Annotated in this window: 17 protein-coding genes and 1 pseudogene; 9 read left to right on the top strand and 9 right to left on the bottom strand. The window is 69.6% G+C overall.

What is annotated here, in order from left to right; genetic code table 11:
* Both ACFVR6_RS09260 and ACFVR6_RS09255 read right to left on the bottom strand, forming a co-directional pair.
* Positions 1-317: pseudogene (locus ACFVR6_RS09260) on the bottom strand (hypothetical protein); the annotation flags it as partial.
* A gap of 282 nt (positions 318-599) precedes the next feature.
* Positions 600-1,214 carry a TetR/AcrR family transcriptional regulator gene (locus ACFVR6_RS09255; RefSeq protein WP_386961660.1) on the bottom strand — a complete coding sequence of 205 codons (615 nt, stop codon included), beginning with the start codon at positions 1,212-1,214 and terminating at the stop codon, positions 600-602.
* Between the two features lie 130 nt (positions 1,215-1,344).
* Between ACFVR6_RS09255 and ACFVR6_RS09250 the strand changes: the two genes are divergently transcribed.
* Both ACFVR6_RS09250 and ACFVR6_RS09245 read left to right on the top strand, forming a co-directional pair.
* On the top strand, positions 1,345-2,322 hold the full coding sequence (locus ACFVR6_RS09250) for a DUF5692 family protein (protein WP_386961657.1): 978 nt from the start codon (positions 1,345-1,347) through the stop codon (positions 2,320-2,322).
* Positions 2,323-2,643: 321 nt separating this feature from the next.
* Positions 2,644-6,357, top strand: a complete 3,714-nt coding sequence (locus tag ACFVR6_RS09245; protein ID WP_386961654.1) for a hypothetical protein — start codon at positions 2,644-2,646, stop codon at positions 6,355-6,357.
* 154 nt (positions 6,358-6,511) lie between these two features.
* On the opposite strand, the gene ACFVR6_RS09240 is transcribed toward ACFVR6_RS09245, so the two are convergent.
* Both ACFVR6_RS09240 and ACFVR6_RS09235 read right to left on the bottom strand, forming a co-directional pair.
* Positions 6,512-6,667: a helix-turn-helix domain-containing protein gene (locus tag ACFVR6_RS09240; RefSeq protein ID WP_386961651.1), complete on the bottom strand. Its 156-nt coding sequence runs from the start codon at positions 6,665-6,667 to the stop codon at positions 6,512-6,514.
* Positions 6,668-6,853: 186 nt separating this feature from the next.
* Positions 6,854-7,426, bottom strand: a complete 573-nt coding sequence (locus tag ACFVR6_RS09235) for a dihydrofolate reductase family protein (RefSeq protein WP_386961647.1) — start codon at positions 7,424-7,426, stop codon at positions 6,854-6,856.
* A 74-nt stretch (positions 7,427-7,500) separates the two neighbouring features.
* Between ACFVR6_RS09235 and ACFVR6_RS09230 the strand changes: the two genes are divergently transcribed.
* A complete protein-coding gene (locus ACFVR6_RS09230; RefSeq protein ID WP_386961645.1) occupies positions 7,501-8,067 on the top strand; it encodes a TetR/AcrR family transcriptional regulator in 567 nt (188 codons plus the stop codon).
* Positions 8,068-8,082: 15 nt separating this feature from the next.
* Here the strand turns inward: ACFVR6_RS09230 and ACFVR6_RS09225 are convergent, their stop codons facing one another.
* Positions 8,083-9,084, bottom strand: coding sequence for a LacI family DNA-binding transcriptional regulator (locus ACFVR6_RS09225; protein WP_386961642.1), 1,002 nt, complete (start codon positions 9,082-9,084; stop codon positions 8,083-8,085).
* 203 nt (positions 9,085-9,287) lie between these two features.
* Between ACFVR6_RS09225 and ACFVR6_RS09220 the strand changes: the two genes are divergently transcribed.
* The 6 genes from ACFVR6_RS09220 (at position 9,288) to glsA (ending at position 16,732) form a co-directional block, all read left to right on the top strand.
* Positions 9,288-10,919, top strand: a complete 1,632-nt coding sequence (locus tag ACFVR6_RS09220) for a GH39 family glycosyl hydrolase (RefSeq protein WP_386961639.1) — start codon at positions 9,288-9,290, stop codon at positions 10,917-10,919.
* Between the two features lie 46 nt (positions 10,920-10,965).
* Complete coding sequence (locus ACFVR6_RS09215; protein WP_386961636.1) at positions 10,966-12,282, top strand: carbohydrate ABC transporter substrate-binding protein; 1,317 nt, start codon at positions 10,966-10,968, stop codon at positions 12,280-12,282.
* Between the two features lie 89 nt (positions 12,283-12,371).
* Positions 12,372-13,439 (top strand): carbohydrate ABC transporter permease, encoded by a 1,068-nt coding sequence (locus ACFVR6_RS09210; protein ID WP_386961633.1) that lies wholly within the window; start codon positions 12,372-12,374, stop codon positions 13,437-13,439.
* Positions 13,436-14,362: a carbohydrate ABC transporter permease gene (locus ACFVR6_RS09205; RefSeq protein WP_386961630.1), complete on the top strand. Its 927-nt coding sequence runs from the start codon at positions 13,436-13,438 to the stop codon at positions 14,360-14,362. Before ACFVR6_RS09210 ends, ACFVR6_RS09205 begins: the two co-directional genes overlap by 4 nt.
* 112 nt (positions 14,363-14,474) lie before the next feature.
* Positions 14,475-15,710, top strand: coding sequence for an MFS transporter (locus tag ACFVR6_RS09200; protein ID WP_386961628.1), 1,236 nt, complete (start codon positions 14,475-14,477; stop codon positions 15,708-15,710).
* 56 nt (positions 15,711-15,766) lie between these two features.
* Positions 15,767-16,732 carry a glutaminase A gene (gene glsA / locus ACFVR6_RS09195; protein ID WP_386961625.1) on the top strand — a complete coding sequence of 322 codons (966 nt, stop codon included), beginning with the start codon at positions 15,767-15,769 and terminating at the stop codon, positions 16,730-16,732.
* Between the two features lie 47 nt (positions 16,733-16,779).
* Here the strand turns inward: glsA and ACFVR6_RS09190 are convergent, their stop codons facing one another.
* The 4 genes from ACFVR6_RS09190 to ACFVR6_RS09175 form a co-directional block, all read right to left on the bottom strand.
* A complete protein-coding gene (locus ACFVR6_RS09190) occupies positions 16,780-17,874 on the bottom strand; it encodes an ABC transporter ATP-binding protein (RefSeq protein ID WP_386961622.1) in 1,095 nt (364 codons plus the stop codon).
* A gap of 68 nt (positions 17,875-17,942) precedes the next feature.
* Positions 17,943-18,524: an NADPH-dependent FMN reductase gene (locus tag ACFVR6_RS09185; RefSeq protein ID WP_386961619.1), complete on the bottom strand. Its 582-nt coding sequence runs from the start codon at positions 18,522-18,524 to the stop codon at positions 17,943-17,945.
* Entirely contained in the window at positions 18,521-19,219 is a 699-nt protein-coding gene (locus tag ACFVR6_RS09180) for an NADPH-dependent F420 reductase (protein ID WP_386961616.1), read from the bottom strand. Before ACFVR6_RS09180 ends, ACFVR6_RS09185 begins: the two co-directional genes overlap by 4 nt.
* Positions 19,216-20,295 (bottom strand): LLM class flavin-dependent oxidoreductase, encoded by a 1,080-nt coding sequence (locus ACFVR6_RS09175; protein ID WP_386961613.1) that lies wholly within the window; start codon positions 20,293-20,295, stop codon positions 19,216-19,218. Before ACFVR6_RS09175 ends, ACFVR6_RS09180 begins: the two co-directional genes overlap by 4 nt.
* Positions 20,296-20,329: the final 34 nt, after the last annotated feature.

Genomic DNA, 20,329 nt, shown 5'->3' with positions numbered 1-20,329 from the left:
GCGAGCGCGGCGACCGCGGCCGGGTACCGGTCCAGCAGGGTGGTGGCCTGGTGGATGCGGTTCTGCATGCCCCGATCCGACCGGCGGATCGCCGCGGCCAGTTCCGCCGCGATCGACCGCAACGGCATCTCCCGCTCCCGCTGCAACCCGAGCGGGATGCGGACGGTCTGCTCCGCCGCGATCTGCCCCGCCCGACCCAACAGCACCAACTGCCGGGCCTGCAACGCCGCGATGCCCCGCTCCGTCGCCACGAGCTCCGCAACCACCCCGGACGCCGACAACACGGCATCCACGGGACGGGTCGGGGAACTGTTCATACCCCCATCCTGCCGACCCCCACCGACATTGAGAGCCCGGAAAACCCAGATCAACCCACGTTGTGGACAACCCGCAAAAGATCCATCCTGGGGAGGAAGCGACGGGTCAAGACGGCAAGAGTAAGGGCCGGTCGGAGAGGCTCCCGACCGGCCCTTGTCCCTTGCACCAAGAGTGTCCTGCAATCACATGAAGGGTAGTTGCCACAGCAAAACAACTACCGTGCGAGCACTCTATAACGGAAAGATAACGACCCACAAGGGTTCGTCGTTACCTTTTTGTAATCAGTTCGCCGGCGGGCGCACAGCCCCCGGCGCGGCGCGCTCGTCGAGCCGGCGCACCGACTCCCGCACCGCGCCGTGCAGCATGATCTCGAGATCGCCGACCACGCGGTACGGATGCTCGACCATCCCGTCTGAGACCCAGCGCAGCACCACGGCGAGCACCGCCGAGGTGTAGAAGTCGACCACCAGCACGCGATCCTCCGCGCGCACCGGGCCCCCGCCGTCCTGGTCCATGACCGCTTCGGTCACGGGCCGCATCTGTTGGAACAGGAAGCGTTCGAGTCCCGAACGGCCCAGCCCGTCGAGCACCCCGAGCGTGGACGAGCGGTTCTCGCGCATGTACAGCATCAGTCGCACGAGCCCGTCGGCCCAGCCGAGCTCCGAGGTGAAGGAGCGCACCCGGCCCGCGACCTCGGTCTCGAACACCCAGACAGCCAGATGCCGCACGTCGGGGAAGTGGTAGTAGAACGCCTGTCGGGCCAAGCCGCAGTCGCGCGTCAGCTGCGTGACCGTCACCTTGTGGAGGGGTTCGGTGCGCAGTCGTGCCTTCAGCGCGGCCGCCAACGCGTCGCGGGCACCCGCCCGCCGACCCGCCTCGGAGCCCGCATCGACCATGCCTCACGGTACCGCCCGGCGTTCCTGGACACATCGCATCGATTGTCTAATGACGAGATGAGCGCAGATTTCTACCGTGGTTAACCGGACGGCACGCGTCCGGCGGGCCGCTGAGGAGAGGTCCACACACATGTTCTTGTACGAATCGATTCCCTGGTATTCCTGGGCGATGTTCGGGGTCGTCCTGGTCGGCCTCATCGCGCTCAACGAGGTCACGCGGCGCTGGAAGTGGGCCGGCATCGGCTTCTTCGTGGTGCTGCCCCTTCTGCTGACGATCTTCGTGTGGCCGACGACGGCCGGCGAAGGCTCGTCGACCGGTACCTGGTTCCACTGGGTGAAGGTCTACTCGGCACTGATCGGATGCCTGGGCTTCATGCTCATCCGCTACGTGCCGCGTCTCGCGGCGAACCGCTGGATGCTGCTGTTCCCCCCGCTGATCCTCGCGATCAACATCGGCGAGGCCGTCATCCGCGACTTCGAGGTGGCCGGCCTGCAGGGCATGCACGACGGCGTCTTCATGGTCGGCGGCCCCTGGAACTACATGAACGCCATCGCCGGCATCCTGAACCTCGTCACCATCTGCGGCTGGGCCGGCATCATCGTGTCTCGCGACAAGTCGAAGGACATGATCTGGCCCGACATGATGTGGTTCTGGGTCATCGCGTACGACCTGTGGAACTTCGCCTACGTCTACAACTGCGTCGGTGACCACTCGTTCTACGCCGGCGCTGCCCTGCTCATCTCCTGCACCATCCCCGCCTTCTTCATCAAGAAGGGCGCCTGGCTGCAACACCGTGCTCACACGCTGGCTCTGTGGATGATGTTCACGATGGCCGTTCCCACGTTCGTGACCTCGTCTCCGTTCGCCGTGCAGTCGTCGCACAACCCGACCGCCCTGTTCGTCGTGTCGGCCATCTCGCTCGCGGCCAACGTCGCCGTCGCGGCCTACCAGCTGCGCACGATCATCAAGCTGCGCCGTAACCCGCTGCGCGACGAGCTGTACACCCAGCTGCCGCAGTACCAGGAGGTGCGCGAGGCGAACCTCCCCGTCGAGGTGCCTGCCACCCGGTCGGTCACCCGGGAGACCGAACCACTGGTGACGGTCTGACACCACTCCGCGCCCAGGCCCTCGGCCGGACGCGCCAGACACCCCGCGCCGTGGTCGAGCTCGACGAAGCTCGACCACGGCGCCGGCGCACCCACCGAGCCCTTAGCGTTCGGGGTCGGTCACTCGCCGCGTCTTGCGCGATGGGGGAGCCGGGGAGGGGGTGCGCGGGGGCTGCGAGGGGATGCCGCCCCTGTCGGCCCTTCCCGCGCGGGGGTAGACTCCCGCGCCAAGCAGAGTCGACGACGCCCCGGCGCACGGCTTTGCGCAGCGCTCTCCTCGCTACCTGCGTACGAGCCTCCGGGCTCGGGTTCGGAGATCTCCATGCCTGCCTTCTTCGCCGATCTCGTCCGCGAGACCAGTTCCGATCTCAGCCTCGGCGAGCTGCTCGAAAAACCCGTCACGGAACTCATCGGCGTCAGCGACACCGCAGCCGCCGCGCTGGCGCCGCTCGCGATCGAGACGATCTTCGACCTCGGTTCGTCGTCGGTGTTCGCACGGGCAGCGGCGGCCGTCGCCGCGGCTGACGGCGACGTGCGGCTCGTGCCGCGCGACCTGCTGGGCCCGTCGGGCGCGGACCTCGACCCGGCCGGCATCCCCGAGCTGCCGCTTGTTCGCATGCACGGGCTGTCGCAGGCGGTGGCGGCGGCACTCACGGCGGCACTGGCCGTCGCCAGCATCCGCGAGTTCGCGCTGTGGCCGCCGCGTCGTGCCGCGCACGCCATGGTGTCGGCTGCCTCGGGCAGCGACCTCGGCATCGACGAGGCCGAGGCAGCGGCCGAGCAGCTGCGCCCCTCGATGGGGGAGTACCCCACCGAGCGGGTTTACTACGACACCCTCTTCATGCTCGGGACCGACGCGGCTCGCAATCAGCAGCCGCTCTCGCAGCCGTTGTCGCTGGCACGACTGGCGAGCGGGTCGCTCGCTTTCGGCACACCAGCGATCGGCGCCGTCGCGACCTATGCGCAGTCGTGGTTCGCGCAGGGCATCACCCTCGGCCACATGGTGCATTCGCTCGCACTGGCCCCGGGTGAGGCGACCCGGCTCGCTGTGATCGACTGGACCCGGCGGACCACCGCCACCTCGAGCGAGAGCATCGATGAGAGCGAGCGACTGTCGAACTCGACGAGCCACGTACGTGCGATCAGCGAAGTGCAGAACGCGGTGGCCGACGAGATGCAGGAGGGCGGCTCGATCGCGACGGGCTGGGCGAAGTCGTCGAGCAAGAGCAAGGGCATCGCCGGCAGCGTCGGCGGCGGCATCGCCGGGTCTATCGGCTCCGCCGTCGGCGCGCTGGGCTTCGGCGGTGGCGGGTCGGCCACGAGCCAGTCGTCGGAAACCCGATCCGAGGCGACGAGTGCCTCGTGGTCGGTGGGCTCGCGATCGGTGCTGGCCGAGATGAACCAGCGGGTGAACGATCGCACCGAGCAGAACGCCACGTCGGTGCGCAACCGCCGCGCAACGGCGGTGCGCGAAGTCTCGCAATCCGAGCACGAGCAGGTCAGCACGCGCATCGTGGCGAACTACAACCACATGCACGCCCTCACCGTGCAGTACTACGAGGTGGTGCAGATCTATCGCGTGGCGGTGGAGCTGAATCGCTTCGACCGCGCGCTGTTCCTCCCGTTCGAGCTGCTCGACTTCAGCGCACCGGGCGGTGCCGATGTGGTCGCCCGCTTTCGCGGTGAGCTGCTGGCGGGTGCGCTGACGCCGCGCGCGGCCGAGTTACTGCTTGATGACCGTGGGCGCATCGAGGTGCGCGGCGCAGTGCGGGTGCCGTTCCCGATCCGGGTGGCCGATGTGCTCGACCTCGCCGCGACGGCGACCCCCGCGACTGCGGCGGCGCGCGCGGCACTTCGGCGCACGGGGGCGGCGGCCCTGGAAGAGGTCGTGGATGAGGGTGCCGGCGTGCTCGCGGCGACGGCGCACGTCGTGCCGTCGCGGGTGGTGTCGAAGTTCACCGTCGTGCGACCGGGCCCGATCGCCGAGGTCGTCCCCGGCGACGCCCGGGTGACGTCGATCGCCTTCGACGACGTCACCGTCGGCCGGGTGCGGCTGGACCAGCCCGGGGTGTCGGCCGAAGCGAGCACCTTCGTCGTGGCGGCTGCCGAACAGCAGGTGGATTTCCCCCGTGGCATCCCGATGCGCGGGTTGGAATCGATCAGCGTCGGCCATGACTCCGGTGCCGCGGCGGAGGGATCGATGGTGATCCGGTTCGAATCCGACGGCCACGCCGCGATCGCGGTCGTGCCGGTCTCGCTACTCGCCACGGGCGCGATGCAGAAGGTGGTGATCTTCCACGGCGATGCCGCTGACCGCCGAGGGGAGCTGCTCGAGCACCTGCAGGCCAACCGCAGTCATTACACCCGCGTCGTGCTGGGGCGGCTCGACGCGGCATCCCTCGCGCTCCTCCTCGCCGACGTGTCCTGGCTGGGGCGGCCGCTGGCGGAGCAGGTCGAGCCCACGCCACTGGCGGTCAGCGGCAACTACCTGGTGCTGCGCGCGCCCGCCGAGGCCGGTGATCCGAGCGGGCTCGCGGCCTTCCCGACCTGGGGGGACGTCTTGAAGGACCGGGGCGTCGACTTCACATCGCAATCGACCCGGCTCGTGCCCATCCCCACCGCCGGAGTCTTCGCGGAGGCCGTGCTGGGGCGCTCGAACGCTGCGGAGAAGCTCGACATCACGCGCTTCTGGAACTGGCAGGACTCGCCCATCCCGCTGCAGCCGCCCGAGATCTCCCCAGTGGGGACCGGTTCGCGCGCGACCGCAGAAGACCTGACCCCCGGGGCGCTCGGCGCGCCCGTGCTCAACATCGCCACCCCCACGTCGGTGCCTGACCCGGCCGGCCTCGCGGCCGCGCTCGGGGCGCTCGCCAACGGCAGCATGTTCCGCGACATGGCGGGGCTTGCGGGCACTCAGGCCGCTGCGCAGGCGGCGTCGGCGGGCACGCTGGATGCCGCGACCGAGGCGGGTCGCATCGCGAGCACCAACTTCCAGGCGGCGACGACGCAGGCGACCGAGATGGGCAAGGCCGCGGCCAACATGTTCTCGGCGATCAAGACCGGCGAAGCGGAGAAGGGCCGCGCCGGCGGCATCTCCGGTGACGGCGCCCGCATCAACCACGGTCGCGACATGGATGAGCGCGGGGTGCCGTCTGGTGCAGGCGCGGGCGGGCGTGCCGCCGCGAGCGGCACCGGCGGTGGCTCGTCGGGCGGTGAGGCCGTGGGAGGAGCCGGCGACGGCGACGGCGGCACTGCGCCCGACGTCATGCCCGGGGTCGGGCAGTTCCCGCGCGAACTCGCCTTCGCCGACGACGCGGCGGCGGTCTCGCCGGATCTGCTGGGGGCGACCACGGCGGCGCTGGGCGTGCCGCTGATCCCGGCGTCCTTCGGCGGTGGCAGTGCCTCGACCAGCGCCCTGGCCACGAGCGCGAAGGCGCTCCTGGACGCCATGCGTGCCGACGCGAAATCGGCCGGGGTCTCACTGGCGGGGATCACCCTGCGTCCGATGGTGCGCCACCGAAACGCCGCCACGTTCGAGGCCGTGCCCTACGCCGCCTGGACCGACGATGCGAAGAGCATCTATGTGAACACCAAGCTGTTCCAGAAGACCATCGCGTCGATGATCAGCGCGGGCGCCGCGCAGATCGTCGCGGAGGACTTCGTGCGCGGGCAGGCGTTCGTCGCGCTGCTGCACGAACTCGTGCACATCGGCCAGGCGAAGACGCTGACGACCCGTGTGCCGTCCTTCGCCCAGATGGTCGACTTCGAAGTCCAGGCGTACACCGCGGATGTGACATGGATCTCGACCGCCGCCAACCGGCAGCGCATGGACAACGAGTTCGGCTGGGATGCCACGGACTGCGCAGATCAGCAAGCGGCGTCGGATGCCAACCGCCTGGTCTTCCAGAACATCAAGAACGACCCTGCGCTGACGACGGAAGCCGACTACCGTGCGGCGATGCAGGCGAAGCAGATGCTGCCCGCCAAGCTCAACGGCAGAACGGCGTACACCTCCCGAGCCCTGTACCAGCGCTGAGCCGGAGCGTGGGATGCCGCCACCGCGGCGAGCGACTCTCGCTCCTGGATCGGAGCCGGCCTCTCGACGCCGACTTGCAGCCGTCCTGCGAAGGAGGCGCCGTTCATCCGAGCAGGATCAGCAGCCGGCGAGCGCCGCTTGCGCACCGCCTCGGCTAGCGACCGGCATCCCGGGGTTCGATGGAGATGAGGTCCTGCGGGGTGCAGTCCAGCGCATCGCAGATCAGGCCGATGCTGCTGGCCAGATAGACGTTCGCGACGGTATCCATGACGCCCTGCAGCACGCCGCCCCCGAGCAGGGCGAGCGTCAACAGGCGCCAGTTCCAGGGTTCCGGTCGCCCCCTCGCGAAGGTCGGCCTGCAAGAGTTGTGGCAAGAAGGAGAGTGGGAGGCGTCCATCTGTGCCACCGCCGGCCAGCAGAGCGTGCCCCGTCGTGATCGTGATCACACGCAGCGCCGGCGGGTCGCGCTGACAGTGGGCAGCGCCCGCCCGCGACCTCAGCTGCGCGCGTACTCGGCGAGCACCACGCCGGACTCGTAGGCCGTGACTCCCAGCGGCTCCAGCGCCGCCGGGTGATAGGGGCGATCACCGAACAGGCGGATGCCGTCGCCGAACAGCACCGGGTTGAGCTTGAGGGCGAGGCGGTCGATCTCGTCCGCGAGCGATGCCGCGAGCGCGCCGCCGCCGCAGAGCCAGATGCCGCCGCCGTCCTCGGCCTTGAGGTCTCGTACGACCTCCACGGGGTCGCGGTCGGTGAACTCGACACCCGTCGCCCCCTGCGGTGCCTCGTGGTCGCGGGTGAAGACGATCTGCCGCAGGTGGCGATACGGGCTCGGCAACGCGGGCAGGGCGACGGCATACGTGTTCCAGCCCATGAGCACGGTGTCGAAGGGGCCGTCCGCCACCGACAGGCCCCCCGCTACGGCCAGGTCGGTGGGGGCGGTGCCGCCGTACCGCGACCAGATGTCGACGGCGTGGTCGCCCTCGACCAGGAAGCTGTCGAACTCGCCGGCCGGACCGGCGATGAAGCCGTCCATGCTCACGGCGACGAAATAGGTGAGGTCTCGCATCATCGCTCCAATAACTACAGGTGAAGTGGTTGGAACCATAGCAGCTGTCGTGGTTGCGGGCTAGGGTGGTCGGCATGGCGAAGAACGAGGCGCGGCGCAGCGCCCTGGCCGACGCCGGGATCTCGGTGCTGGCGCGCGAAGGATCGCGTGGCCTCACGCATCGGGCGATCGATGCCGAAGCGGGTGTGCCGGTCGGGACGACGTCCAACTACTTCCGCACGCGGGAGACGCTGATCGCGGGGCTGTTCGAGCGGATCGGCGCGCGACTCGCCCCGGCCCCCGCCGACCTCGAGGCGAGGGCCGCCGAGCCACCCAGTCGGGAGCTGTTCGCGGCGCACGTGCGCGACATCGTGCGTCGGCTGACGGCGCAGCCCGAGGTGACCCTCGCGCTCTACGAGCTGCGGCTCGAAGCCGCACGGCGGCCCGAGCTCGCCGCCGCGCTCGGCGAATGGCAGCGCGCAGGACTCGAGGCTGACATCGCCTTCAACGCCGAGGCCGGGCTCCCCGGCGGGCGCCGCGAGATCGTGCTGCTGCACTACGCGATCGAAGGGCTCGTGTTCGACCTCCTCACCTCTCCGATCGACCCGGGAACGTCCATAGACGAGGTGGTCGACGCGTTCGTGACACGCCTGCTGCCCTGAGTCCCGCCGTCGCCGTCAGCGTCGGCGGGGCGGTGCCGTGCTCTCCCGCACGGTCAAGCTGGTCGCCAGCTCGACGTGTCGTGAGGACGGGTGCTGTCCCTCGGCCATGACCCGCAGCGTCTGAACCGCCATCGCGCCCATTCCCTCCAGGTGCTGGTGCACCGTCGTGAGGGGCGGGGTCGTCCAGGCCGCCTGCGGGGTGTCGTCGAACCCGGTGACGCTGAGGTCCTCGGGCAGGCGCACGCCCAGCTCGTGCGCGGTGGCGAGCACGCCGACGGCGATCTCGTCGTCGGCCGCCATGATGGCCGTCGGCGGCTCCGGCGCGGTGAGCAGATCGCGGGCGTGGATCGCGCCCGTGCTGACGGTGAAGTGATCGGCGCGGATCAGCGACGGATCGACCGCGATGCCGGCGGCATCCAGTGCCGCCTGGTATCCGTACAGGCGGTCACGCGCCGCCGTCGACGTCTCGGGCCCGCCGATCCAGGCGATGCGGCGGTGGCCGAGGTCGATCAGATGCTCCGTCGCGGTGCGCGCCCCGGCCCAGTTGCTCGACCCGACGCTCACCATCCGGGCGTGGCTCGTGTCGACGGGGTCGACGATGACGAAGGGGAGGCTCGCGTTGCTGGCGGCGTCGATGAGGGCGTCGGGCGCCGAGAGCGTCAGCCCGATGATCCCCGTGACGCCCGATGCCTGCTGCTCGAGCACCCAGTCGCGTGCCACGGCGCGCTGACCGCGTGACGCCCGCGGGGGCGCGAGGCGGGTGAGCAGGTCGACGTGCGTCTCCGTTGCTGCGGCGAGCACGCCTTGAAGCACCCCGAGGATGTAGGGCGAGGCGGGAACGTCGAACACCACCGCGATCGCCCGCCGCGTCGATGCGCCGCCCGACACCGTCGTCGGCCGGTACCCCAGCTCGGCGACGGCGGCCAGCACGCGATCACGCGTCTCGGCAGCGATGTCGCCGCGCCCGTTGAGTGCCTTCGACACCGTCGCCGTCGATACCCCGACGGCGTTCGCCACGTCCGCGAGCGTCGCCCGACTGCTTTTCCCGTTTCTCATCTGCCCCCGAAACTATTTCGAAAGATCAGCGTTGCTAGAGCCGCGCACCGCTCGCTATCTTTTCGCCAGGCCTGCTGAAACGCGCAGTCGCCTCGTTCCGCCGAAGCTATCGCTCGCGAAACCATTTCGCAAGCAAAGTGCAATTTCTGACCAATGGAGGTCTTGTGTCCGTCGCGACCACGCCCATGCTCTCGATCGACGGCCAGTCGGCCGGGGAGATGCCGCTCCGGCACATCTGGAACGAGTGCGTGGGGGCGGGCCGGGCGAACGAGGCGCTGCGGGCGGACTGGCAGGCGCACTTCCGGGAGGCGGTCGACACGCTCGGCGCCCGGTACGTGCGGTTCCACGGTGTCTTCCACGACGACATGTTCGTCTACCGGGCATCCAACGGCGGCGGCTTCGGCCCGCCCACCCCCTTGGCGAAGCCGGTGTACACGTTCGCGTACGTCGACAAGGTGTTCGACGCCATCCTCGAAGCAGGTGCCCGCCCCTTCGTGGAGCTGGGCTTCATGCCCCGTGAGCTGGCGACGCAGACCGAGACGCTGTTCTGGTGGAAGGCGCACTGCAGCCCGCCGAACGACATGCAGGCCTGGGTCGACCTCGTCACCGCCACCGTCACGCACTGGATCGACCGCTACGGCATCGACGAGGTGCGCACCTGGCCCTTCGAGGTCTGGAACGAGCCCAACCTCGTCCCTCACTTCTGGACCGGCACGCGCACGGAGTACTTCGAGCTGTACGCCGCCACCGCCCTCGCGCTGAAGGCGATCGATCCCGCGTTCAAGGTGGGCGGGCCGTCGTCGTCGGTGTTCGTCCCCGACGAGAGGTATGACGGCGAGTACCACGACAAGAGCGTCGAGGCCGCGACGGCAGAGGCGAGCGACCCCGACGTGCTGCCGTGGAAGCCGGTGTGGATCCACGAGTTCATCGCCTACTGCGTCGAGCGTGACATCCCGATCGACTTCCTCTCGACGCACCTCTATCCGACCGACTTCGCCTTCGACACCCAGGGCAAGGGGCGCCCGATCAGCCGCGGTCGCGACGCGACCCGCGACGATCTGCGGGTCATGCGCGAGCTCATCGCCGCGTCGCCCTATCCGCATGCCGAGCTGCACATCACCGAGTGGTCGACGTCGCCCTCCAGCCGCGACCACATGCACGACACGGTGTTCGCCGCCACCTACATCGTCCGCGCGTTCCTGCAGAGCACCGACCTCGCCGACTCGATCTCGTACTGGACGTTCACCGACGTCTTCGAGGAGGGCGGCGGCGGCATCGGTCCGTTCCACGGCGGGTTCGGTTTCGTGAACGAGCAGGGCATCCACAAGCCGACCTTCCACGCGATGGCGATGCTGAAGCGGCTCGGCGCCCACCTCGCCCTGCGGACAGAGCATGGCGTGATCACCCGCACCGACGACGGCGGCCTCGCAGCGCTGTTCTTCAACTACCCCGACTCGATGGGCTCCCGCTCGGTCGGATCGGCCACGAGCCACACGGATGCCGCCCGGCTCGCCGTGGAGGGACCGGAGCGGCGCATCACGCACGCGGTCGCCGGGCTCACCCCCGGCGACGCCTATCTCGTGGAAACGCTCGACCAGGATCACGGCAACGTCGCCGCGGCCTGGCACGCGCTCGGCGAGCCCCTCAATCTCACGCGGGAGCAGGTCGCCGACCTGGCCGGGGTCGCCGATGAGCTCGATCGGCGCACCCTCCTGGTGGATGCCGGGGGCGAGCTGACCATCGACGTCACGCTGGCCCCCTGGGCCGTAATGTCCGTCTCCCGCGTCCCCGCCTGAACCCTGCTGATCCACACGAACAACGACGTATCGAAAGGACCACATCATGAAGACACGCACCCGCGCCGCCGCCTTTGCGGCATCCATCGCGGTCAGCGCCCTGCTGCTCGCCTCGTGCTCGGGCGGCGGAGGTGACTCCGCCCAGGCCGAGGAGGCGAGCGAGGACAACAAGCCCGAGAAGCTCACCGTCGCCGCCTGGATGGACTTCCCGCCGGACCTCCTCGCCTCGTTCGAGGAGGAGTACGGCATCGAGGTCGTCGTGAACTCGTTCCCCGACGGCGCCTCGGCGCAGACAGTGCTGCGCAACGGACTCTCCTCCGACGGTGCGGGACTGTCCGACGTGCATCTGATCGAGCTCGACTGGTGGACCGAGATGATGGCGGTGCCGCAGGACTGGGTGGAGCTGCCCGAGATCGATGACCGCTGGGTCGACTGGAAGGTCACGCAGGGATCGGCCGACGGCGCCGTCCGCGGCTACGGCACCGACATCGGCCCCCTCGGCATCGCCTACAACGGGGCGATGACCGGCGCCGCCGGGGTCGCAGGCGACGCCGACGCGTTCGCCGAGTTCATCGGCGGCGACGCCGCCACGTGGCAGTCGTTCCTCGATGCCGGCCGCGAGTACGTGGCCATGGCCGACAACTACTTCATCGACTCGCTCTCGAGCGCATTCCAGGCGGCGATCAACCTGCTCCCCGCGGCGTTCGAGGACCCGGAGTCGGGCGATCCGTACGACATGGCCGGGAACACCGAGATCAAGGACCTGTTCATGACGTTCGCGGAAGCGGCGGAGGACGGGATCTCGGCCGGCATCCCCATCGGGCATGCGGACTGGGGCGCCGGGTTCCAGAACGAGCAGTGGGCCACGGTCGTGACCCCCGCCTGGATGGCGGGAATCATCGCCGAGAACGCCGACGGCATCGACGGTTGGCGCGTATCGGGCACGTTCCCCGACGGCGGCGGCAACTGGGGCGGCTCGTTCTTCTCCGTCCCCGCCACGGGGGACAACACCGGCTGGGCCGTCGTGCTGGCCGACCACCTGACCACGGCCGACGCGGCCGTGCAGTGGTTCCACGAGACCGGTCAGTTCCCGTCGCAGCTCGAGGCCATCGAGAGCGCCGACATCGCCGACACGAAGAACGAGTTCTTCGGCGGGCAGCAGCTCGGCCAGGTGTACGGCGAGCTCGCCGCCGCGGCCGGTGACGCCGCGGCCGGGGGCTACCGCGGCGAGAACTTCGCCGGCATCCAGACGCTCGTGACCGACGGCATCCGCCTCGTGGAGTCCGGTGGCGCGACTGCGGACGAAGCGTGGGAGTCGGTTGTGAAGAACTTCGACGCCCTCGGCTTCGACACCGCCTCATGATGAACGGACCGCGGGCCGGTCGGGCGACCGCACCCCACCGGGCCGCGGTCCGTCCCCGCACCCGCCAGACTCCTCGGAAGGCTCTCCCGATGGCACACGATCCCGCCTCACCGCGCCCGGTCCGGCGCGTCGGATGGGGGCAGCGCATCTCGCGGTGGGACTTCAAGCTCTCGCCCTATCTGTACATCTCCCCGTTCTTCCTGCTGTTCGCCGTGTTCGGTGCGTTCCCGCTGTTCTTCAACGTCGTCGTGGCGCTGCACGACTGGCATCGGCGCACCGGCATGGGCGAGTTCGTGGGCCTGGACAACTTCACGTGGGTGCTGCAGCAGCCGCTGTTCTGGCGCTCGTTGGAGAACACGATCTCGATCTTCCTGCTCGGGGGAGTGCCGCAGCTGTTCCTCGCGCTGCTGATCGCGGCGATTCTCGATCAGAACCTCCGCGCCCGTACCTTCTGGCGCATGAGCGTGCTCATCCCGTTCGTCGTGATGCCCGTGGCGACGTCGATGATCTTCGGCCAGGTGTTCGGCCAGTTCGGGATCCTCGTGCCCAACCTGCAGGAGCTGGGGCTGCTCACCGACTACAGCTCGCCCTTCTTCCAGGACCGGTTCCTCTCCCACGTCGCCATCGGCTCGATGGTGGTGTTCCGCTGGACCGGCTACAACGCCCTCATCCTGCTCGCCGCGATGCAGGCGGTCCCGCGCGACCTCTACGAGGCGGCGACTGTCGACGGGGCGAGTCGCTTGCGGCAGTTCTTCTCTGTCACGATCCCCAGCATCCGTCCGACGCTCATCTTCGTGATCCTCACGATGACGATCGGCGGTCTCGAGATCTTCGACGAGGCGCGGCTGTTCGACGGCGGAGGCACCGGCGGCGGTGCCGGCGGCACCGACAACCAGTGGACCACGGTGATGCTGTACCTGTTCAACCTCGGTTTCGGGCAGTGGCAGGACAGGCTGGGGCAGGCCGCCGCGGTGGGGTGGATCTTCGCCTTCATCATCCTGCTCATCTCTCTGGCCAATTTCTGGCTCACGCGTCGGATCTCCTCGTCGGATGCCACAGCCCCGCGGCCGCGCCGCGTGCGCCGGCGCCCGCCGGCGCCCGACCTGCCCACCCCGTCGGACATCACAGAAACCTCGCTCGAAGGAGCCCGCCGATGAGTACGGCATTCATCGAGAACACCGCCGGCCCGAGCGCCGCCCGCTACGCCCGCCGCCGCGCCGCGCGCGGGCGCCCGGTCTCGGTGAACCCGTCGTCACGCCGTCCCGGCTGGGTCACGTACGCGTTCCTGGCCGTGGTCATCGCCGTCTCGGTCTTCCCGCTGTACGCGGCGGCGATGTACGGGTCCTCGACCACGACCGAGATCACGCGCGCGGTCGGCAATCTGCCGCGGTGGCTGCCGACGATCACCCTGTGGGAGAACTTCGGCGAAGTGTTCGCGACCGAGCAGTTCAGCATCTGGGTCGCGTTCGGCAACTCGCTGCTCGTCGCGGTGACCGTCAGCGCGTCGACCGTGTTCTTTTCGGCGCTGGCGGGTTTCAGCTTCGCGAAGCTGCGGTTCCGCGGTCGGCAGGGGCTGTACGTGACGGTGCTGGCGACGCTCATCATCCCTGCGCAGGTGGGCACGATCCCGCTGTTCGTCATGATGAACGAATTCGGCTGGGTGGATTCGCTCCTGGCGCTGATCGTGCCCGGACTCGTCGGCGCGTTCGGCGTGTTCTGGATGACGCAGTATCTGCAGGAGGCGCTGCCCTACGAGCTGATCGAGGCGGCACGTGTGGACGGCGCCTCGATGTTCCGTACCTTCTGGTCGATCGCGCTGCCCGCAGCCCGGCCGGCAGCGGCGACGCTGGCCCTGTTCACGTTCATCGGCTCGTGGAACAGCTTCTTCTGGCCGTCGGTGGTCATGCGCTCCCAGTTGACGATGCCGTTGGTCGTGCCGCAGCTGCGGGGAGTGTTCACCTCCGACACCGGGCTGGTGATGGCGGGCGTCTTCCTGGTCGCGGCGCCCCTGCTCGTGGTGCTCGTCCTCGCCGGCCGTCAACTCGTCGCCGGGGTGATGGCGGGGGCGGTCAAGGGCTGACGCGTCAGGCGCAGGGCCGCGCCGGGTTGCTGTGTACTGTCGAAGCGTGCGCCTCGGCGGTCACTCGAATCGCCGCGCCCCCCTGCTCCCCGTGAAAGGCCCGTCGGCACCCGTGTACTCGCTTCTGCTCACGATCATCTACGTCGCCTTCGTCAGCCTGGGCCTACCCGACTCCCTCGTCGGCGCCGGCTGGCCGGTGATGCACCAGGACCTCGGCGTCCCGCTCGCCGCAGCCGGCCTCATCACCATGATCATCGCCGGCGGCACGATCCTCTCCAGCCTCGCCTCCGAGCGCGTCACGCGCCGGTTCGGGGCGGGCGTGGTGACCGCCGTGAGCGTGGGCATGACCGCGGCCGCCCTCGTGGGGTTCTCGTTCTCCGGCTCGTTCTGGATGCTGTGCCTCTGGGCCATCCCCTACGGACTGGGCGCCGGCGCCGTCGATGCGGCGCTGAACAACTACGTGGCGCTGCACTACGCGGCGCGGCACATGAACTGGCTGCACAGCTTCTGGGGTCTGGGCGCCTCGATCAGCCCGTTCATCATGAGCTACGCACTCACCTCGGGCCTCGGGTGGTCCAGCGCCTACCTCATCGTCGGCGTGGTGCAGGTCGCGCTCACCTTCGTGCTGTTGGTGAGCCTTCCGCTGTGGGGCAGGGTCAACTCCGTCGTGCCCGCAGGGGCCGGCGCCGAGACGGATGACGCAGCTGACGACGCCGATTCGTCCGGACGGGGGACCGCGCACGTCCCGCTCGCCCAGGCGTTGCGCATTCCCGGTGTCGCGCTGATCCTCACCGCCTTCTTCGCCTACTGCGCGCTGGAGTCCACCGCGATCCTGTGGGCGTCCACCTGGCTCGTCACCGACCGCGCCGTCCCGGCGGCCACCGCGGCCGCGTTCGCCTCGCTCTTCCTCCTCGGCATCACCGGCGGCCGGTTCCTCGCCGGGATCTTCGCCGACCGCGTGGGGGACCGGGCGCTCATCCGGGGCGGGTTCGCCCTGGTCGCGCTCGGCGTCGTGCTCCTCGCCCTGCCGCTGCCGACCGACGCGGTCGCCCTCGCGGGTCTCGTGCTCACCGGGCTCGGCGCCGCGCCGATCTATCCCGCGATCATCCACTCCACGCCGATCAACTTCGGCCGGCGCAACTCGCAGGCCATCATCGGCATCCAGATGGCGGCGGCCTACACCGGTTCCACGCTTGCACCGCCCCTGTTCGGCGTGCTCTCGGAGTGGGTGGGGATGTGGCTGTTCCCGGTGTTCCTCGGCATCCTCGTGATCCTCGGCGTGGTCATGTCGGAGCGACTCAACCGCCTCGTCGACCGTCGCGACCGCGCCGATCAGCCGGCCGGCTGAGCCGGCGGGCCGCCGCACCACGGCACCCCACCACCCCCGCGTGTCAGGGTAGGGGGATGAGCCGTCGCCCCGACCCGCGCACCTACGACCTCGATCGGCTCCGCGCGGAGGTGCTCGCCGAAGACGGCGGTGAGGTGCACGACAGCATCCCGCAGCTCGCCGAGGCCGACTCCGGGTTCTGCGCCCTTGCCATCGCCCTGCCTGACGGCAGTGTGCGTTCGAGCGCGCAGGCCGACGTGCGCTTCAGCGTGCAGTCGGCCGTCAAACCGTTCCTGTTCGCGCTCGCCCTGTTCGACACCGACGGCGAGGCCCTCGACCGCATCGGCATCGAGCCCACCGGCGAGGCGTTCGACGCGATCAAGCTCGAAAGCGGCACCGGTCGGCCGCCGAACCCGATGGTCAACGCCGGCGCCCTGCTGACGGCGGCCCTCGTCGACGGCGACGACGTCGCCGCGCGCGATGAGCGCATCCTCGCCGGGCTGTCGGCCTTCGCCGGCCGCGCCCTCGAGGTCGACGAGGAGGTGGCCCGCGACGAGCACCTGCTCGGCGATCGCAATCACGCCCTCGCCCACCTCATGCGGGCCGAGGGCACGCTGCGGGTCAGCGCCGACGACGCCGTCGCCGTGTACGCCCGCGCCTGCGCCGTGCTCGTGGATGCCGAGGCGCTTGCGGTGATGGGTGCGACGCTGGCCTTCGGTGGCCGCAACCCCGTGACGGGCGAGCAGGTGGTGCCGGCGGACGTGGCCCGCGACGTCGTCTCGGTCATGGCGACCTGCGGTGTGTATGACGGGTCGGGCCGGTGGATGCGGGCCGTGGGGGTGCCGGCGAAGTCGAGCGTCTCGGGCGCGATCGTGCTCTCCGCCCCCGGGCGGCTGGGCGCGGCGGTGGTCAGCCCGCCGCTGGACGGATACGGCACGAGCGTGCGCGGCCATGCGGCGAGCCGGCGACTCAGCGACGACCTGGGACTGCACGTGTTCGGCGATACCGGCGAGCCGACCGGGATGCCCGCACCGCGCGACTGACCCGGCGCGCGAAGCTGCGGCTTCGTGCCCGTCCGCGACGCAGCCCCTCACCCCGCGACGCCGGCGTTCAGACGCTCCCCGCTGTCGACGTCGAAGACGTGGATGCGCCCGGGCTTCGGGGTCGCCGAGACCGTGTCGCCCACGGCCGGGTGCACCCGCCCGTCGACCCGGGCGATGATCGCGATGCGCTCGCCGTCGATGTCGGCGTGCCCGTAGAGGTATCCGTCGGCGCCGAGTTCTTCGACGAGGTCCACGGTGATCGTCAGCCCCGCGTCGGCCGTGCTCCCGATGGCGACGTCCTCCGGTCGGACGCCGATGGTGACACGCGGCCCGGCGGCCGCGACGACGTCGCGCTCGACGGGAGCGATGGCGCTTCCGAATCGCATGCCGTCCTCGGTCGCGTCCGTGGTGAACAGGTTCATCGCTGGGGATCCGATGAAACCGGCGACGAACACGTTGACGGGGTGCTCGTACAGGTCGCGCGGTGTGCCCAGCTGCTGCAGCGCGCCGTCGGCCAGCACGGCGATGCGGTCGCCCATGGTCAGCGCTTCCACCTGATCGTGCGTGACATAGACGGTGGTGACGCCCAGGCGGCGCTGCAGTGAGGAGATCTGCGTGCGGGTCTGCACGCGCAGCTTCGCGTCGAGGTTCGACAGCGGCTCGTCCATGAGGAACACCTGGGGCTGGCGCACGATGGCGCGACCCATGGCGACACGCTGCCGCTGCCCCCCGGAGAGGGCCTTCGGCTTGCGCTCGAGGAACGGCACGAGGTCGAGCAGCTTGGCGGCCTCGAGCACGCGGGCGGCGCGCTCCTGCGTGCCGACGCCGGCGATCTTCAGAGCGAAGCCCATGTTCTCGGCGACAGTCATGTGCGGGTACAGGGCGTAGTTCTGGAACACCATCGCGATGTCCCGGTCCTTCGGTGGGACGTCGGTGACGTCGCGGTCGCCGATGAGGATGCGGCCGGAGTCGACCTCTTCGAGGCCGGCCAGCATGCGCAGCGAGGTGGACTTGCCGGAGCCCGACGGCCCGACCAGCACCAGGAATTCGCCGTCGGCGATATCCAGATCCAGCTTGTCGACCGCGGGGCGGCGCACGCCGGAATACTCCCGCGTCGCCTGGTCGAAGGTCACTGTCGCCATTGTCTCTTTCCTTTCACCGGCGGGTACGCGCCGGACGATCCGTAGTGATGGAGTCCCCAGGGCCGAGGTCAGGCGGCCGCGTCGGCACGCTGGGGCTGCCGCACGTCTTGGAGGGCTTCGGACCAGGCGACGAGCTGGTCGAACAGGATGCCGAGGTGGGCGGACTGCTCGCGCCCGGGGGTGAAGGTGGCGAAGTTCTCGAACTCGGTCATGAGGGAGAGGGTCAGGGTCTGGCGCACGGTGGCGACCTGGAGTTCGGCCAGCACGAGCCGCAGATGCTCGATCGCGCGTGCTCCGCCGACCCCGCCGTATCCCACGAGCGCGGCCGCCTTGTTGTTCCACTCGGTGTACAGGTAGTCGATCGCGTTCTTGAGCACGCCGGATGTGGAGTGGTTGTACTCGGGCGTGACGAAGATGTACCCGTCGAACTGGGCGATCTTCTCGGACCACCGCCGGGTGTGGTCGTTGCTGTACTGACCCGACATCGCCGACATCGGCTCGTCGAGGTGGGGGAGCACGTAGTCGGCGAGGTCGACGAGCTCGAAATCGGCGTCGTCGCGCTGGGCGGCCTGCGCGAGCACCCAGTCCGCGACCTGCTTTCCGTTGCGGCCGGGACGGGTGCTTCCGAGGATGATGGCGATCTTGGTCATTGCTGCACTGCTCCTTCTTTGTGTGGTTCGTGTTCATCGATCAGCAGACGCAGGTCCGCTGCCGGGAGATGGGCGCCGAAGGCCGGATGGCCCGGCTGCAGCACGACGCCCGCAGCGAGGGGACCGACGATGACGGGGTCGAACCCGAGGGCGTCGACGAAGTCCGCCACGCGCGCGAGGTCGGTGGCGCGGTCTGCCGCGATCGCGATCGCCTTGCGGCCCATCGCGCCGGTGGGTCGTGCCTCTTCCTCGAGGTCGTGGTAGCCCATGTGGTTCAGCGCCTTCACGACGCGCGAGCCCGCAAGGAAGACCTGGACGATCTCGCTCGTGGAGATGCGCGGGTCGTCCAGGTCGTCCCGGATGCCGTCGGTCTCCCACCAGTAGTTCATCGCGTCGACGACGAGCTTGCCGTCCAGTTGCGTGAGGGGAAGGCGGCGGTGCTTGCCCAGAGGCAGGGCGAGCACGACGATGTCCGCCTCCATGGCCGCCTGTTCCGCACGCACAGCGGTCGCCCCGGGTGCGAGCACGTCGATCGTGAGAGCGATCCGCTCGCGGTCCCCGGAACCGGCGACCAGGACGCGGTACCCAGCGGCCACGGCGAGGCGGGCGAGAACCGTGCCCACTTTGCCGGCACCGAGGATGCCGACGGTCGTCGTGCTGCGGCTGGTGATGTCCATGTCGTCGGTCTCCTTCATCGCCGGAACGCCGCACCGGTCGTCGCCCGTCGGCCGGGGGTCTCGGCGAGGAGCTCGCGGACCATCGGGATCACCTTCGTGCCGTACAGTTCGACGGCACGGAGGCGGGCACTCGCGGCGAGGGCCCCGCCGGCGGCGTAGGTGAGATCGAACCGACCGACGTCGAGCGTCGTGATGGCATCCGCCATCTTGCGGGCGACGGTCTCGGGCGAACCGACGTACAGCGAGCCCCGCTCGACGTCGGCCTCGAACTGCGATCGCTGCACCGGCGCCCAGCCGCGCTCGGCCCCGATGCGGTCGTGCATGACCTTGTAGCCCGGGTAGAAGAGCTCCTTGGCTTCGGCGTCCGTCTCGGCGATGAAGCCGGGGGAGTGCATGCCCACCGGGAAAGCGATCGTACCCAGCTGCTCCGTCGCCCGTCGATACAGGTCGACATACGGCGCGAAGCGAACGGGTGGGCCGCCGATGATGCCGAGCATGAGCCGGAATCCGTAGTGCGCCGTGCGCAGCACCGACTGAGGGGTGCCGCCGACGCCGACCCACGTGCGCAGCCGACCGGAGTCGGTCTTCGGGAAGACGTCGGCTTCGTGCAGGGGCGCGCGCGTCGTTCCTTCCCACGTGACCGGCTTCTCGTCGAGGAGCGCATGGAAGAGGTTGATCTTCTCGTCGAACAGCACCTCGTAGTCGGCGAGGTCATAGCCGAAGAGCGGGAAGGACTCGGTGAAGGATCCGCGGCCCAGGATGACCTCGGCGCGCCCGTTCGAGAGAACGTCGACGGTGGCGAAGCGCTGGAACACCCGCACCGGGTCATCGGAGGACAGGACGGTGACGCCGGAACCCAGTCGGATGCGTTCGGTCACGGTGGCGATGCCTGCCAGCACGGTCTCGGGCGACGAGATCGCGTACTCGGGCCGGTGGTGCTCGCCGACGGTCATGGCATCGACGCCGATGTCGTCGGCGAGCACGGCCTCGGCCAGGGTGGCGCGGATCGCTTCCGCGTACGAGACGACGGCGCCGCGGTCGTTGCGCGGCAGATCGCCGAAGGTGTCGATGCCGAACTCCATCTGGGTGGTCATGATCCCATCCCTCCCGTCACCGGCCCCTCCGGAT

Origin of the sequence: Microbacterium sp. NPDC058021 (assembly GCF_042885955.1) — a bacterium.
Taxonomy (GTDB): domain Bacteria; phylum Actinomycetota; class Actinomycetes; order Actinomycetales; family Microbacteriaceae; genus Microbacterium.
This window is presented reverse-complemented; position numbering and strand designations above follow the sequence as displayed.